This is a genomic window from Bacillus sp. X1(2014) (assembly GCF_007678255.1).
In genome coordinates, this window is sequence record NZ_VEED01000002.1 from 587,879 (window position 1) to 603,764 (window position 15,886).

The window sequence follows — 15,886 nt, forward strand, 5'->3', positions numbered from 1 at the left end:
CTAAGCTACATTCAAAACTTTAACACAGCCTTATTGTTAATAATACGGGTTACATTTTTTGCTGTGATACCTCTGGAACACGTATATCTAAGACGACGGATTTACCCATTCTTTTCACAACATCTAATCCATGACGCAATGCTTCTTTTACTTCTGAGGGTTTTTCAACCTTTATTGGATAGGCTCCACCTGCTGCCTCTGCTACCTTTGCATAGTCTGCCGGTTTATCAAAATTGACCCAGAACTGATCGGTTTGATTGGCAATTCCGTTTGGATGAACTCCAAGAGTCGACATTCTAGGTGCTCCCCATCCTCTATTATTGAAGATGACCGTTAAGAATGGAGCATTGTATTTTCTAGACATCCAATGGACGGGTGTTGGATTACTAAACATGTAGGTGCCGTCGCCGGTGAGGCTGATAACAGTCTTATCTGGTGCAGCCAATTTTGCCCCAATCGCAGCTCCCCCGTTCCAGCCTAAAGCACTGGCACCGCTTGCATAATAAGTACCTGGTTTGTTGCGGCCTAAATGTTTACATACATTTTCATAATTCGTAATGGCTTCATTTAATACTATAGTATCTTCATCAATCGATTCACGCAGGCAAGCAAGCAAATAGGCTGGTGTTATCGTGTCAGGATCATTTAGCTCTTCTTGATTTCTCCATTCATTTCTTTGTTTATTATGGATTTGTGAAATTTCGTGATACCGTCTGTTTACCGTTTCTTCGTCAATCTTTTCTTGCTCCAACCATACATTCAATTGTTGAAGTGCTGTTAATGAATCCGCTTTAATAAAGCTCTTGGACGGAATATACCAAAGGGGTGTACGTTCTTTTAAAGGATCAACATCAATGTAATAGATTTTACAATCCTTCGATGGCATATTGATTAACGGAATCCAAGGCACATCACTATCTAAAATTAATATCAGGTCTGCTTCTGCCAGGATGTCATTTTGTTTCGGCGTATTCCATTGATATCCCACATGCATCGGATGATCAGCCGGGAAGTTCAGATAATTCGGCGCAGATTCAATAACCGGAATGGCTAACTTGTCACTGAGGCTGACTAATTTTCTTACCGCCTCCTTGTTACGTCCTAAGAATGAAGTAACAATCAGCGGTTTTTTTGCTTGAAGCAGGGCCTTACCGATTTCTTCAATTTTTTGGGGATGGACAGCACTAGGCGAAACCGGACCCCATCTTGTTGTATCTATCGAAACAGGTCTAACCTCTTCTTCCAATACTTCTCTGGCAGCCATTAGGTAAACTGGCCCTTGTGGTTCACTTTGGGCAATTTGCAATGCCCGATGAACCATCTGCTTCGCATTTTTACCTGTTTTAATTTCATTGTTGTATTTCATATATTCACGGACAATCCCACGCTGATCCGATACATCTTGTAACCAATGGATAAATTCATTCCGGCTTCCAACCATTTCTCCTTCCTGAGTATATGGTGAGGCACCTGCAAAAACCAGTACTGGGATTTTCCCTACCGCTGCATTATGAATCGCTCCACCCAAGTTTTGAGTTCCACACTCCACGTGAACAAACACAGCTTGGGGCTTTCCGCTTACCTGAGCATATCCATGGGCAGCACTCAATGCGACAAACTCATGGGGGCATACGATTATTTCTGGCATTTCCATATTATCTACTTTTGCTTGGGCCCAGCTCTCGATAATTGCTGGGTGATCACTTCCTAAATTGGCGAAGATATAGGAAACACCAGCTTCTTCTAAAGCTTCTACTAATGCACTAGCCCCTGTATATTTACTCCGATATTCTTTTTCTTTTATTTCCTGATTAACCAAAAGCGATGAATCTATTTGTAATACCATAACAAATTTCCCCTCTCCTATTGCAAAATTTGTTTATCACGTTTGAATATTTTATAAATTTGTATTATTCAAATTACTATAGTATAAATATATATAGCAGCTAACTATTTATCAATACTAATATATTTATAATTTCCATAGATGGTATCTATGGAAGAAAGGCGAATTTATGGAGATACGACTTCTGGAATACTTTATGGCAGTATGTGAAAGTTTACATTTTACAAAGGCTGCTGAAAAATTAAGAATCAGTCAACCTACCTTAAGCCACCAAATTAAACTGTTAGAAGATCGACTTGGCACTCCGCTTTTTGAAAGAGTAGGGAAAAAGGTTTTCATCACACAATCAGGAAAATGCCTATTGGAACACAGTGAGAGAATATTCTATGAATTGGATCAGCTCGACATTAAAATCAAAGAAATCAGAGGACTGCAACGTGGAAAATTAACGATTGGGTGTTCAGGCAACCATTTACTTACATCTTCCATGATTACTTTTAATAGTAAATATCCAGACATAGAGTTGTCGATTCAAGATCTTACAACGGAAGAGGCAATTCTGGGACTGATGCATCATCAAATAGACATTGGCGTCATATTCTTAGATACACAACCCGACCAACTAGAAAGTGTTCCCCTATTTACCGAGGAACTTTGTTTAATCGTCTCTGATACTCATGAACTGGCAGAACAGTCACAGGTGAAATTTCAAGAATTGCCAGAAATTCCGTTGGTTTGTTTGCCGAAAAAATTTTTTATCCGTCAATTCATCGATGAAATTTGTCAGAGTAATGGTTTCGCACTACGTCCAATCATTGAACTTACTACTCTTGATGCACTGCAGCAAATGGTAAGTTTAAATAAGGTAGCTAGCATCATGCCTACATCCTACTTAAAAAGCTTTTACCATTCTAAAAAGATAAAACAAATACCAATCGTTGACCCCACCCCCAAAAAAACGGTTGGAATCGTTTATCGAAAAAATGCTTTTATGGACACAACCACGAACACGTTTATCAAACATTTGATTGAGACTTATAGAGAATAATCCTTCCTTAAAACAACAACAATCACGAGGAAAAAGAACACATGTTTTGTATGGTCATGTAGAGGATATTATTTACGAGGAGAAAGTCTGCAGGCACCCTGAGGATTGGCACTAGGAAAGAGTTATTGGAGGAATTTTAGGCCGTGAGCCGCTTCATAACGCAATTAGAATAAAAACGCTCATTAATTGGTGTCTAAAAGACATTAACCAATTAATGAGCGTCAAGTTTTTATGGCAATTGCAAATGAGTTACCCACCTTCCTATAGAAGAACTATAGAGTTATATTTAATTTTTTTGCCAGAAAGGGTTCTAACCCTCCGATTTCCACCATTTCAATTAAATGCTCGGGTAATTTTGTCCCTTTATATTCAGTTCCTTGTGTATGATTAAAGATCTTTCCGGCCACTAAATTAATTTCAATGATATCTCCCTCTTGAATATTTGAAGTATTAGTCATATCTAGGACAGGAAGACCGAGATTCATGGCATTACGATAGAATATTCTAGCAAATGAATTGGCAATAATCGCACTAATCCCAAGATGTTTTAAGATTCTTGGTGCTGTTTCACGACTAGATCCTGAGCCAAAGTTGTTTCCGGCTACTAAAATATCACCTGGTCGAATTTTCTTATAAAATTCCGTATCAATTGCTTCCATTGCATGTTCAGCTTGTAGTTCAATTGGTTGACCTATATATTGTCCTGGAGAAATTATATCAGTGTTAATGTTGTCTCCATATTTCCAAACCCTACCTTTAATAATAGCGGACATTTACATAACCCCCTTAAACAGATACTTACGTGGATCTGCAATTTTACCTTCGATGGCAGTTGCTGCTACCGTAGCTGGAGATCCTAAATAAACTTCACTCTTCGGACTACCCATTCGACCTTTAAAATTTCTATTTGAAGATGACATTACCACTTCACCTTCACCTAGAACGCCACTTGTAAAACCACCACATGCGCCACAAGAAGGCATATTGACAATACAACCTGCTTCAGTCAAAATATCAAGTATTCCTTCTTTACTCGCTTGCATCCATACATACTGAGAGGCAGGTACAACTAAGCAGCGAATATTTTTAGAGACTTTATTACCTTTTAAGATATTTGCCGCGATTCGAAGATCCTCTAACCGCCCATTTGTACATGATCCTAAATAGACTTGGTGTACCTGGGTCCCTTCTACTGATGAAACAGGATGAACATTATCAACATTGTGTGGACATGCGACTTGAGGCACTAATTCAGAAGCATCATAATGCAAGGTCCGAATATATGTAGCATCAGGGTCAGATGTAATCATATCGATTGGATCGGTTACTCCTTTTGATTTCAAGAATTCTACTACTTTTTCATCTGGTTCAATCAGGCCAGTTTTCGCCCCTGCTTCTACCGCCATATTTGATAGAACCAATCTTTCGTCGATCGATAGCTCATTGATTGTATTTCCAGAAAATTCAAGGGCTTGATAGGTTGCACCTGCGTGCCCAATATCTTTGATTGTTTTCAGAACAATATCCTTTGACGAGACACCGTCAGGCAGTTTCCCATCCCACACAACTTTAATCGTTTCTGGAACTTTCAGCCAAGTCTCACCTGTGACAAGAACTCCAATCATTTCTGTAGAACCAATCCCTGTGGCAAACGCTCCTAATCCACCTGCCATACAAGTATGTGAATCAGTTCCAAGAATCAGTCTCCCCGGACGAACATGACCATGCTCAATAATCACCTGGTGACAAGGTCCTTCGAATTCATAGTAATAGGGGAGATCATGTTCTCGTGACCAGTCTCTTGTCATTTTTAAAATATTTGCTTGCTGAATCGTCGCTGGGGGTGTACAGTGATCGGAAACGACGATGACTTTTTCCTTATCAAATAATTGACCCCCTAATCGACGAAAACCCTTATCAACTAGCCATGGACCTAATAAATCGTGCATCATGGCAACATCTGCTTTCACCGTAACGATTTCCCCAGCCTTCACTTTTGACTGACCGGATGCTTTAGCCAGGATTTTTTCTGACATTGTCATACCCATTTTATATAACCCCCCTGAATATTTGATTGTATTTTCTTAATTCTTTATCGATGATTTCTCTTCAACGTTTCCAATGATGCCCTTGCTTGTTAAATCTTTATATTCGTCTCTCCCCAATATTTTGGTGAGTACCTCTTCATTATGCTGACCAACCTTAGGTCCAACCCAATCAATCGTTCCAGGGGTTTCACTTAACTTAGGTACAATTCCAGGAACCTTTAATGTCCCTATTTCTTCCACTTCAACCTCACGAATCATTCCTCTTGCATGATAATGAGGATCATTGACAATATCTTCAATGGAATAAATCGAACCTGCAGGAACTTTTGCTTCATCCAAAATACTTAATACTTTTTCAAGTTCCATGCTTTTAGTCCATTCTTCAATAGTTGAATCGAGGAAATCTGCATGATCTGACCTTAACGCGTTATTCTGATAACGTGAGTCTTCAGCCAACTCAGGCTGTCCGATTGTCTGCATTAACCGTTTAAAAATTCCATCCCCATTTGCCCCGATGACCACGTATTTTCCATCTTTACAGAGATACGTATTAGAAGGTGTGATTCCAGGCAATCTACTTCCTGAACGTTCTCGAATGACGCCCGCCCGATCATACTCAGGCAGCATACTTTCCATAACACTAAAGACGGATTCATACAGAGCTACGTCAACAAATTGTCCAATCCCAGTCCCCTTTACATCACGATGGTATACTGCCATCATGGCTCCAATCACTGCATATAGTGATGAAATCGAATCCCCAATACTTACCCCTACTCTCGTTGGTGGTCGATCGGGATCACCTGTTAAATACCGTAATCCGCCCATTGCTTCTCCTATAGAACCAAATCCAGGTTTATCTTTGTAGGGACCATCTTGGCCATACCCACTTATCCGGATCATAATGATTTTTGGGTTAATACTTTTTAAATCTTCATATCCGATTCCCCACTTTTCCAACGTACCAGGACGGAAATTTTCTATAATAATATCAATCTCACTAGCTAGTTTACGGATGATTTCTTGCCCTTCTGGTTCCCTAAGGTCTATTGAAACTGACTTCTTGTTTCTCCCTTGAACATACCACCATAAACTCGTTCCATTTTCAATAATTCTCCATTTTCTAAGTGCATCACCTTCCTTAGGATTTTCTATCTTAAGGACTTCAGCCCCAAATTCAGCAAAAAGACGTCCCGCAGATGGTCCAGCGATTAATTGTCCTAATTCTAACACCCTTAATCCTTCTAATGCTTTTGGCTTCATTATGAACCTCCTTATTTCTATGTTTTGTTTAATTCCATTTATTTCATTAAATTCGGTATTCCCATAGTAAGAAAGGGTGAAATTTTCTCATGCTCAACCTCCTGAATTTTCAGTTAATTCATGAAAAAAAAGAACTTTTCAATGAAAATGGCTATTATACATTGAAAAGTTAAATATTTTTAATAATCATCTGTTTGACTATTAACTATTTCTAATTTTACTTTGATATTTAAGGGCATGTCCGTATATCCAATCCACTGCACTGTAATCATCATACTTCCGATCACGAAATACCTTATTTCGTAAAATTAAGGTGGCGGGATCACTCGCATGCTTCATTTTTCCAAACAGGCGGGCTCCTCGTTGTACTTTAGACGTCCTCTCTGTTCGCTCTGCTTCGTATTGAGACAGTGCGAGGTCTATATCGTTAGGCTGATTGACCACGTGTTCAATCATTCTATCTGCATCTTCCAATGCTTGACATGCTCCCTGAGCCAAATATTGGTACATTGGATGAGCCGCATCCCCTAACAACGTAACCCTATTTTTTGTCCATGTCGGAATCGGTTCCCGATCATACATGGCCCACCTCATATTTTTATTTATATAGCTTAATCCTCTCTTAATTTGTTCACAGCATGGTACATAAGCTTCTTCTAGTTCCGCAACTGTTCCCCAGTTATCAGAATCTGCTTTATATTTTTTACTTTTAAAAACTGCTACTTGATTTAATAGTTCCGTTGCTCTAACTGGATATTGCACAAAATGTAAGTCTGGCCCTATCCAAAGGTAAAGTTCATCTAAATTGATAAAATCCGCCACCTTTTCTATAGGAACAGTTCCACGATAAGCAACAAAATGATCACTTACAGGCTCATCATCTATAATAAATTTCCTTACATTTGACTTGATACCATCCGCACCTATCACTACATCAGCATAATAAGATGTTCCATCCTGACAAATGATACTTGCACTTTCCTCATCACTATCAATCGAAACGACTTTTTTCTTAGTCATTAATGTGATATTGGACTGTTGTTGACAAGCCTTCAACAATTCATTTAGTAAATCCGAACGATGGGCTACAATATATGGATATCCAAATTTTTGTATAAATGCTGGCCCTAAGTCCAATATAGTCAACGTTTCAGCCGAAATAGCATCTTTAATTACAATTCGTTTTGGAAAAACGGATAGTTTCTTCAGATTAGTATAAACACCGAGCTTGTCTAATACTGCTAGTGCATTGGGGCCTAATTGGATGCCTGCTCCCACTTCAGTAAATTCTTGTGCTTGTTCAAGAACAGTCACATTCATTCCTTCCTGAGAGGCTCTTATTGCTACTGCTAACCCCCCAATTCCACCGCCTACAATTAACAAGGAACGATTGTTCTTTACTGTCATAGATACATCTCCATTTCATACTATTTATTCTACATCCATTCGATCATGGTAATAACGGTTTAAAAAGACTCTTAATTTCCTGATGTCCGTTATTTATCTCCAAATTTTCCATTCTCTCAAAGTCAAAAGCTTCCATTATCGGTAGGTCATTTGTAGAGAAAAGATAGGCTTCTTCTGTTGTTGAAGTGTTGACATGCTCGTGCCATACCCATGATGGAAGTGCAAAAAAGTCTCCTTCTTTCCATTCAAATTTTTCCCCATTCATCACAGTGTAGCCTTCACCCTTAAAGACATGATAAACATTCGAATGAACGTGGCGATGAGCTTTTCCCCTAAATCCTAATGGAAGCATTTGCATTCTAGATCCTATTCGATTGTTTGCGTCCTTGCCTGTAGATGGGTTGATATATTCTATAGCATATCCGTCATAAAGATCTGGTTCAAATTCGCTCATTCCCTCAATTCCTTTTTTCGTAAGGTCCCATTTATAACGACCAAGTGGTGCAATACTAGGTACTCGATCCGAAATTGGCCGAATCATTCCTCCCAAATATCGCTTGGACCCATAATCATCAGGTACGAGTAATTTTTGTTGCTTATCAGGAGAAAACTCCGTAAAACAAACATTCATAAATTGTGTAAATGGTACATCTAGACAATCCATCCAATACACCGTTTCATTGCCTTTATTTGCATGGTCATGCCAGGTGCCAGAAGGAGTAATCAGGTAGTCCCCTGGTTCGAAAGCCATTTTTTCACCATTCACACGACCTTCCCCACCTTTTCCTTTCATAATAAATCGTAATGCTGTTGTTGTATGTCGATGAGCTGGCGCAATTTCCCCGGGCTTGACAGCTTGAACCGCCGCATAAAGAGTTTGAGTTGCTCCCCCCCATCCAAATGGCTCCAAGTCCTTCATGCCCGGATTAATTAAAAAGACTGCACGCCTTTCTGCACTAGACCCTACTTCTAATAATTCTTCCGCTTCTTGAAGATAACTCTCGATTAATTCACTTTTCCATAAATACGGAATTGGTTTTGCTTTTGGTTCAATGGTATTTAGTTGGTGAATAGATGCCCATAGTGGACCTAAATTAACCTTATCCATCTTTTCATGAAATACTTTTAAAGATTCATTTACTATCAAGATTCCCACCACTCTCTTTTTTATTTGTATTCAACATTTACAGAAAACTCTCCAATTCTATCAATCTGTATTCTCACTTGATCTTCATTCAGAATAGGCCCTACTCCTTCCGGGGTACCGGTTGTCAAAATATCACCAGGTTCTAACGTCATGACAGACGAGGCAGCTTCTAAGAATTTGTAGCAATCATAAATAAGATCTCGTGTATTGGCAGATTGGCGTATATCATTATTTACCCATAATTTTATATCTAGTTCGTTGGGATTTCCGATTTCATCTGAAGTGACGATCCACGGTCCAATCGGTGTAAAGGTATCAAATGATTTTCTCCAAGGACGATCTTCTTTACCACGAACGGTAATGTCCATTAAGGCAAAATAGCCAAAAATGTATTTATGCGCTTCTGAACGAGGTACATCTTTAGCTTGTTTTCCCACAACAAAAGCTAACTCGGATTCATGATCGGTTCTTCTATCCCGGAATGGGAGTTTTACTATGTCGTTTGGTCCAATAATTGATGAAGGCGATTTCAAAAAAAAGCCTAATTTTTCAATCGTATATTCAGCATTATTGAATTGATCATTCATTTCATCTTGATGTAGATAATAATTTACTGGCGCAGCAACAATTTTTCCAGGCTTTGGTATCGGGGCTTTTAAAGCAATGTCTGAAATAGGGTAACTTTTTGTTTGACTTGTATTAATGAGAGGTTTTAGTTCTTCGAAGTTTTTCATGAATGTAACAAGAGATTCTTGAGGTTTGTTTTCATTCCAATTAACTAAATGAGTTATATCATGTAAGAAATTGTCTTTTACTACCCCTAATTTATTACTATTATATAAAGCAATCTTCACTAGCACTCCTCCTTTTTCACTGTGCGAGATGACCATCTCTCTCTATGGAATAAGATATCAAAATTGTTTTATATAGTCAATGTTATTTTCTGAATTTTTTTTGTTTTCTATAAATTGATGAATTTTCAAGGATATGTTATTATTTTCTATTAACAATATAACAATTTAAGGAGAGTCCATATGCGTGAGGTTAAAATGGAGTCTATTCGTGTACTAGATAGAGCAATAGCAATTATAAAAACATTTGATTTAGATTGCACACAACTATCCTTAGATGAAATCTCAAAAAAAACTAAGTTACCAAGTTCTACCGTATACCGAATTTTATGTAGCTTAGAAAAAAGGGGCGTTGTTCAATTCAACGAGAATAGTGCTACTTACCAACTAGGATTGCAACTAGTGGAATTTGGTATACTTGCGTCTTCTAATTACAAGATTCAGCAAGTTGCTGAAGAAGATTTAAATTTGCTACAAAACAAATCAAAACAAACTGTCATTATGGCTGTGAAAATAGAAGATGAAATACTATATGTCTATAGCAAAGAAAATCCACAAGGTTTAAAATATTCTACATCAACTGGTAGAAGGAGACCTATTACTTTTGGATTATTGGGTCCTGTATTATTGGCTTTTTCTCCACAGAGCCAAATTGACCGTGTCTTAAATTTACCTATCCCTCCACATACCCCCTATACAATTACAGATAAACAGGAATGGTATCAAATACTTGAAGGTATTCGCAAAGATAAATTCTATATAGATATTAATCTTACAACTATAGGTGTTGCAGGGGTTGCCGCTCCTATCTTTGGCGTGGACGATAAAGTAGTTGCTTCTGTTGGGGTGATGGGTCCCCTCTTCCAAGTGGAAGAAAAATTAGACGAATTCAAGTTATTGCTATCGGAAACCGTTAAACAGATATCTCATAAAATCAAATTTAACGATTAACTTTGAGATTAATAAAATTCCTTTCCCTTCACATCAATAACAAAATACTGTTCTTTGATGTGAAGGCTATAAAGTCTAACACAGTAGGAACTTTAGTGTTTCAGTTTAAGAAATGTATGTTTTGGAACACATACACTCATGTATTACCATATATAAAAAGAAGCTGCCCTTCATTACGAGCAGCTAATCAAATAACCTATGAATATTCCATCCCCATTTGCTCCAATGACTACATATTATCCATCTTTACAAAGATAAGTATGGATGAAGTGATTCCAGGTAGTATACTTCACCATCAGGATTTGTAATCAACACTTACAGAAAATTCTCCAATTCTTTCAATATGAATTTGAACATGATCTCCTTTTTCAATCGGGCCTACTCCTTCTGGTGTGCCAGTGGTAATGATATCGCCAGGCTCGAGTGTCATCACAGATGAGGCAGCTTCAAAGAATTTAAAACAGTCATAAATTAAATCTTTCGTATTCGCAAATTGACGCAACTCTTCGTTTACCCACAATTTAATTTCTAGTTCATTGGGGTTTGAAATCTCATCTGAAGTAACAATCCAAGGACCAATTGGTGTAAAGGTATCAAATGATTTTCTCCACGGGCGATCTTCTTTACCACGAACCGTAATGTCCATTAAAGCAAAATAACCAAAAATATACTTATGTGCCTCGGATGCAGGGATATCTTTAGCTTTTTTTCCTACAACAAAAGCTAGCTCAGCTTCATGATCTGTTCTTCGATTATGAAATGGAAGTTTAACCATTTCATTAGGCCCAATGATAGATGATGGCGCTTTTAAAAAGAACCCAAGGTTTTCAATTGTGTATTCTGCATTATTAAACTGCTGATTCATTTCATCTTGATGTAAGTAATAATTCACTGGAGCTGCAACAATTTTTCCAGGCTTAGGTACAGGGGCTTTTAGAACAACATCTTTAAGAGGATAATTTTTAACAAAAAGTAAAGAATCTTCAATTTTAGACTTTAAATCACTAAAATGACTCATGAATGTGATAAGGGATTCTTGAGGTTGGTCAAACCTCCAAGATACAAGATTACTAATGTCATAAATCACTTCATCTTTTACAATACCTAGTACATTGTTATTAAATAATGTAATTTTCACGTGCCTACCCCCATTTACTTTAATATCTATATCCTTTATGTTGCATGTTTATTGTCTGAATTTTAATACTACTTTTTATGGAATTCGTCAGAGAAATAAATAAGTTTTATTGAATTTTTAGAAAATTTTGTTTAAAATCTTTTATTATAAACAAATAAATAGGAGGTATGATTTTTTGAGTACCATCCCCTTTGAAGCAAATGCTTCAAGAAATATATTAATGTCACCGAATTCCTTCCTTACATTAAGAAATAATCTAATTAAAAATATTGGAATTTATAAAACGAAGGGATTTTTATTTCATTTTGGCAAAGAAATGGGAGAGGCGGCAGCAAAAGAATATTTAAAGAATAATCCTTTCTCAGAAATACAACCACGCGGAAAAAGAACACATGTTACATATGGTCATGTAAAAGATATTATTTACAAAGAGAGAGTTAGCAGGCATCCTGATGGAAGCATAAAATCTTTCCACGGGGTTGGAAAATGGATCGACTCTTTTGAAGCAAACTTACATCTGCAACACCATGGACTTTCGTCAGAATGTACTTGTCATACATTAAGTGGTTTTGTAAGCGGTGCCTTTTCGTATGAATTTGGAAAATCTGTTATTACATTGGAAACAAAATGTGTCGCCAAGGGGGACCCTGATTGCGAATTTGAAATTCGTTTGGAAGAGGACTGGCTCTCAGAGAAAAAAGAGATGATTAAGTATTACCATGACGGAACAATATTATCGGAATTAGAAATGACGTATGAAGAATTACTTCATCATAAAGAAACCATAGAAAAAATTTCTACCTTTCATAATAAACTCACCCAAGGGGTTACAAATAGACACTCCCTGGATGAGGTCATGAAGTCGGCATATGAAATTCTATTAATTCCTATTCTGATTGAAGATATGCATGGCAATCAGATCGTGCAAATCGGGTTTACCACAGAGCAATTACAGCAGATTAAGCAAGAGAAAGAGAAGCTACATTACGAAGAAAAAATACATAACTCCAACTATTATAAAACACGTTTGTATTCTAAATTAGTTTCGCCTGTGCTAATTAATAAAAAACTAAATGGTACCTGCTCTTTTTATTACTTCTCGCCTGATCATAAGGATAAGAACGATCACCTATATTTGGAAATCATTTCTACTGTTACAGCTCTATGCCTTTTAAACGAAACCACCCAATTTGAAGAACAGGTGCGAATGAAGTATTCGATTTTGGACCGACTGATTCACAAGCAGTATGATAGCATCAAAGATTTAGAGCCTTACTTTAAATTTTTTCCATTTAACTTTCAACCCCCGTTTTCTACGGCCGTTATCAACATTTCAAAGAAGCATAAAAATGAGCAATTAGTAGATTTTTATGATCAGATGTTACATTTTTCAAGACTTTTTAACCAATACACTATTCCCTCCATCTTTGCGATTATGGGGGAACAAATTGTCTTTTTAAATGCTCAGCATGAACAAAAGAAAGAGCTCAATGAGAAGCTTACAATAATCCTAAATTTGATGGAAAAACGCCATAAAAACTATCAATATTCCATCGGTCTTAGCAATACTTTTAACAATTTTGACCAATTTGAAAGATCCTTGAACGAAGCAAGGATTGCACAGAAGTTCCCAAACAAGCAAAGGTATACGAGTTACGAAGATTTAGGAATCCTCGGTGACTTTTTGACGAACATGAGCATAAACCAGCTTCACGAAATGGCAAAGAATATGTTAAAGGACTTATATGATTATCAAGATCCAAGAAAAAAGGATCTACTTTATACCTTATACAGATATTTATCGAACGGACAAAAATTAAAAGAAACCATGGAAGAACTTTCATTGTCAATAGGCGGTATTCAATATCGAATTAAGCAAATTGAGGCAATCATCGAAAAAAGTTTAAAAAATGCCTCTACTGCCGCCTATCTTTTATTAGTGATCGAAGCACTGATTCTGCTGGGTGAATTGCAGTTCGAGGAATAGTGAAGAAGTTAAACTGATATGAGCCCGGAGCATAAAAAAAGCAAGAGTCAAACTCTTGCTTTTTGAACTATTATCTCGCTAAATAACCACCGTCTACATCTATATCCGTACCAGTAACATAGCTTGAGTTTTCTGAAGCTAAATATAAAACTGTATTCGCAATATCAGCCGGTTCAGCGTATCGTCCTAGTGGAACTGACTGTCTAACCATCGCCTGGTACTCTTCTGTCTTACCAGGTGACAATGATGCTTCAACGGATCTCATAAACCGAGTATTCGTTGGTCCTGGACAGATCGCATTTACTCGAATACCATGTTCTGCATATTCCATTGCAGCGGCTTTCGTTAAGCCAAGAACAGCGGCTTTTGAAGCTATATACGCACTTGTAAATGGTAATGCTGCTTTTGCACCAGCGGAAGCCGTATTAATAATGGAACCAGATTTTTGTTGCTGCATTACTTGTAAAACATGTTTTAAACCATAAAATACCCCTTTAATATTTATATTAACTACTTTATCAAGGGCATCAGATGGATAGTCTGTTAATAATGCAAAAGCTCCTTCTATTCCAGCATTGTTAAAGAATACATCAATTTGTCCAAATCTTTCTTTCGTCCTTTGTACATAATTAGCTACTTCCTCTTCCTTAGATACGTCAGCAGCTATTAAAATATATTGATCCTCCTCTAGTGCCAATTCTTTTGCTGTTGCTTGAAGAGCTTCGTAGTTTAAATCAACTAGTGCAATTTTCGCCCCTTCTTTCGCGAATTTTCTGACTGTTTCTTTCCCAATTCCACCTGCTGCACCTGTAATAATAACGACCTTACTTGCAAATTCCGTCATAATAATTACCTCCATTAAGTTATTAAAAGAATGATTGAATACTATTGGAAATGATTTTATAAATCATTAACTACCGGTTGAGGACTCTGAGTATTAATTTTTATTTTCCTTTGATTTGTTTCAATTAATATAAAGCCTAATAAAGCACATACAGCAAATACTCCTGCAATAAGTAACATGATTACTGATATTCCGTGAACATTTGCAAATGTTCCGGCAAAACCAACTACTAGAGATCCCACCAATTGACCAATACCTTGGATTAAGGATGTAGCGGTTGTTGCTAATTCTGGCTTCACACTTTCAATTGGGATAACACTATTAAAGATCGCTGTTAAGGATAAACAAACACCGCCGATTGCAACATAAAGGAAAATTGCAAATTGACTCCCTTGTGTCAAATACAACATGAGCGGAGAAACTATGGCCAATGCATAAAAACCGATTAATGCAGGCTTACGACCGATTTTATCCGATGAAGCGGGCACTAGGATTTGCCAAAAAATAGTGACGGCTCCTGATAAAGTCATGATCAAGCCCATTCTTTCCACTGGCATTTTTAGCCCAGTCGTAAAATAGATCGGTAAATAAGAAAGTGTAATCCAGACCCCTGCAAAAGCAAACATACCAAGTATGAGACATAAAACGACATTTCTGTTTTTTACAAGTTCCATTATGCTTGCCTTTTGTTTTTCTACTGGATTGTCTGTATTTACATCAACTTTATTAATTGGTTCCTTAACCAATTTTGCGATAAAGAAGGAAATAATTAATGTTGGTAAAGCAATGATTAAAAAGGTAATTCTCCAGGTCGTCATCGTGGCCAATTGAGTAGCGATTATTGGTCCAATTGTCGTTGCAATAACTGCAGCACCTGCATAAACAATTCCAACATTACGTCCAAATTTATGAGGACTAGAAACAGATGCAAGGATTGTTATCATAATTGGGAGGACGGCACCCTCGCAAATTCCCAATAATGTTCTAATTACTAGTAAATATTCAAATGAATTAGCCATTGTAGTTAAACCGCAAAACAGAGATGTGCCTAAAGCAAATAATACTAGGAAAAGTTTTTTTCTACCTAAACGATCGGCTAAGATCCCAAATATTGGAGCTGAAATGGAAAAGCCAATCATTTGCAGCATGCTTATTTGGCCAATTTGCGCAGTATTTAATGGAATTTCCTCAACAATTAAAGGAAATAGCAAGGCTAAAGCGGATTGGTCAAAGAATACAAATCCCCAACAGAGAAAAAATAGAAAGGCAACCGAATTTTCATATTTTTTTGAATGAATATTTAAATCTTGCACCCCTACACCTTCTTTCACATTTATTAATAGTTTGAAAGACATA

13 protein-coding genes are annotated in these 15,886 nt (G+C 37.1%); 3 read left to right on the forward strand and 10 right to left on the reverse strand.

Annotation, left to right across the window (positions count from 1 at the left end):
• Window positions 1-49 precede the first annotated feature (49 nt).
• Window positions 50-1,846, reverse strand: coding sequence for a thiamine pyrophosphate-requiring protein (locus tag FS608_RS06795; protein WP_144548478.1), 1,797 nt, complete (start codon window positions 1,844-1,846; stop codon window positions 50-52).
• Between the two features lie 169 nt (window positions 1,847-2,015).
• Between FS608_RS06795 and FS608_RS06800 the strand changes: the two genes are divergently transcribed.
• Window positions 2,016-2,894 carry a LysR family transcriptional regulator gene (locus FS608_RS06800; RefSeq protein WP_144548479.1) on the forward strand — a complete coding sequence of 293 codons (879 nt, stop codon included), beginning with the start codon at window positions 2,016-2,018 and terminating at the stop codon, window positions 2,892-2,894.
• Between the two features lie 272 nt (window positions 2,895-3,166).
• Here the strand turns inward: FS608_RS06800 and FS608_RS06805 are convergent, their stop codons facing one another.
• From FS608_RS06805 to FS608_RS06830, 6 genes are all read right to left on the reverse strand, one after another.
• Window positions 3,167-3,667 carry a LeuD/DmdB family oxidoreductase small subunit gene (locus FS608_RS06805; protein ID WP_186328634.1) on the reverse strand — a complete coding sequence of 167 codons (501 nt, stop codon included), beginning with the start codon at window positions 3,665-3,667 and terminating at the stop codon, window positions 3,167-3,169.
• Window positions 3,668-4,942, reverse strand: coding sequence for a 3-isopropylmalate dehydratase large subunit (locus tag FS608_RS06810; protein ID WP_144548480.1), 1,275 nt, complete (start codon window positions 4,940-4,942; stop codon window positions 3,668-3,670). It abuts the gene before it with no gap.
• A 36-nt stretch (window positions 4,943-4,978) separates the two neighbouring features.
• Window positions 4,979-6,205, reverse strand: a complete 1,227-nt coding sequence (locus FS608_RS06815) for a CaiB/BaiF CoA transferase family protein (protein ID WP_144548481.1) — start codon at window positions 6,203-6,205, stop codon at window positions 4,979-4,981.
• Between the two features lie 201 nt (window positions 6,206-6,406).
• Complete coding sequence (locus FS608_RS06820; RefSeq protein WP_144548482.1) at window positions 6,407-7,612, reverse strand: FAD-dependent monooxygenase; 1,206 nt, start codon at window positions 7,610-7,612, stop codon at window positions 6,407-6,409.
• 43 nt (window positions 7,613-7,655) lie between these two features.
• The gene (locus FS608_RS06825; protein WP_395947583.1) at window positions 7,656-8,768 is read right to left on the reverse strand and encodes a cupin domain-containing protein; all 1,113 of its coding nucleotides are present in this window, start codon (window positions 8,766-8,768) and stop codon (window positions 7,656-7,658) included.
• 11 nt (window positions 8,769-8,779) lie between these two features.
• On the reverse strand, window positions 8,780-9,613 hold the full coding sequence (locus FS608_RS06830) for a fumarylacetoacetate hydrolase family protein (RefSeq protein ID WP_260871595.1): 834 nt from the start codon (window positions 9,611-9,613) through the stop codon (window positions 8,780-8,782).
• 180 nt (window positions 9,614-9,793) lie between these two features.
• Here FS608_RS06830 and FS608_RS06835 point away from each other — a divergent pair, with 180 nt between their 5' ends.
• Window positions 9,794-10,561, forward strand: coding sequence for an IclR family transcriptional regulator (locus tag FS608_RS06835; RefSeq protein ID WP_144548484.1), 768 nt, complete (start codon window positions 9,794-9,796; stop codon window positions 10,559-10,561).
• 295 nt (window positions 10,562-10,856) lie between these two features.
• On the opposite strand, the gene FS608_RS06840 is transcribed toward FS608_RS06835, so the two are convergent.
• Window positions 10,857-11,699, reverse strand: coding sequence for a fumarylacetoacetate hydrolase family protein (locus FS608_RS06840; protein WP_144548485.1), 843 nt, complete (start codon window positions 11,697-11,699; stop codon window positions 10,857-10,859).
• Between the two features lie 175 nt (window positions 11,700-11,874).
• Here FS608_RS06840 and FS608_RS06845 point away from each other — a divergent pair, with 175 nt between their 5' ends.
• Entirely contained in the window at window positions 11,875-13,686 is a 1,812-nt protein-coding gene (locus FS608_RS06845) for a V4R domain-containing protein (protein WP_144548486.1), read from the forward strand.
• Between the two features lie 70 nt (window positions 13,687-13,756).
• On the opposite strand, the gene FS608_RS06850 is transcribed toward FS608_RS06845, so the two are convergent.
• Window positions 13,757-14,530 carry an SDR family NAD(P)-dependent oxidoreductase gene (locus FS608_RS06850; RefSeq protein WP_144548487.1) on the reverse strand — a complete coding sequence of 258 codons (774 nt, stop codon included), beginning with the start codon at window positions 14,528-14,530 and terminating at the stop codon, window positions 13,757-13,759.
• A 56-nt stretch (window positions 14,531-14,586) separates the two neighbouring features.
• Window positions 14,587-15,885 (reverse strand): MFS transporter, encoded by a 1,299-nt coding sequence (locus tag FS608_RS06855; protein WP_144548488.1) that lies wholly within the window; start codon window positions 15,883-15,885, stop codon window positions 14,587-14,589.
• Window position 15,886 lies beyond the last annotated feature (1 nt).

Coding starts and splice junctions, on each gene's coding strand:
- FS608_RS06800 (WP_144548479.1), top strand. CDS start 2,016: ATGGAGATACGACTTCTGGAATACTTTATGGCAGTATGTGAAAGTTTA.
- FS608_RS06820 (WP_144548482.1), bottom strand. CDS start 7,612: ATGACAGTAAAGAACAATCGTTCCTTGTTAATTGTAGGCGGTGGAATT.
- FS608_RS06805 (WP_186328634.1), bottom strand. CDS start 3,667: ATGTCCGCTATTATTAAAGGTAGGGTTTGGAAATATGGAGACAACATT.
- FS608_RS06815 (WP_144548481.1), bottom strand. CDS start 6,205: ATGAAGCCAAAAGCATTAGAAGGATTAAGGGTGTTAGAATTAGGACAA.
- FS608_RS06795 (WP_144548478.1), bottom strand. CDS start 1,846: ATGGTATTACAAATAGATTCATCGCTTTTGGTTAATCAGGAAATAAAA.
- FS608_RS06835 (WP_144548484.1), top strand. CDS start 9,794: ATGCGTGAGGTTAAAATGGAGTCTATTCGTGTACTAGATAGAGCAATA.
- FS608_RS06855 (WP_144548488.1), bottom strand. CDS start 15,885: ATGTCTTTCAAACTATTAATAAATGTGAAAGAAGGTGTAGGGGTGCAA.
- FS608_RS06810 (WP_144548480.1), bottom strand. CDS start 4,942: ATGGGTATGACAATGTCAGAAAAAATCCTGGCTAAAGCATCCGGTCAG.
- FS608_RS06850 (WP_144548487.1), bottom strand. CDS start 14,530: ATGACGGAATTTGCAAGTAAGGTCGTTATTATTACAGGTGCAGCAGGT.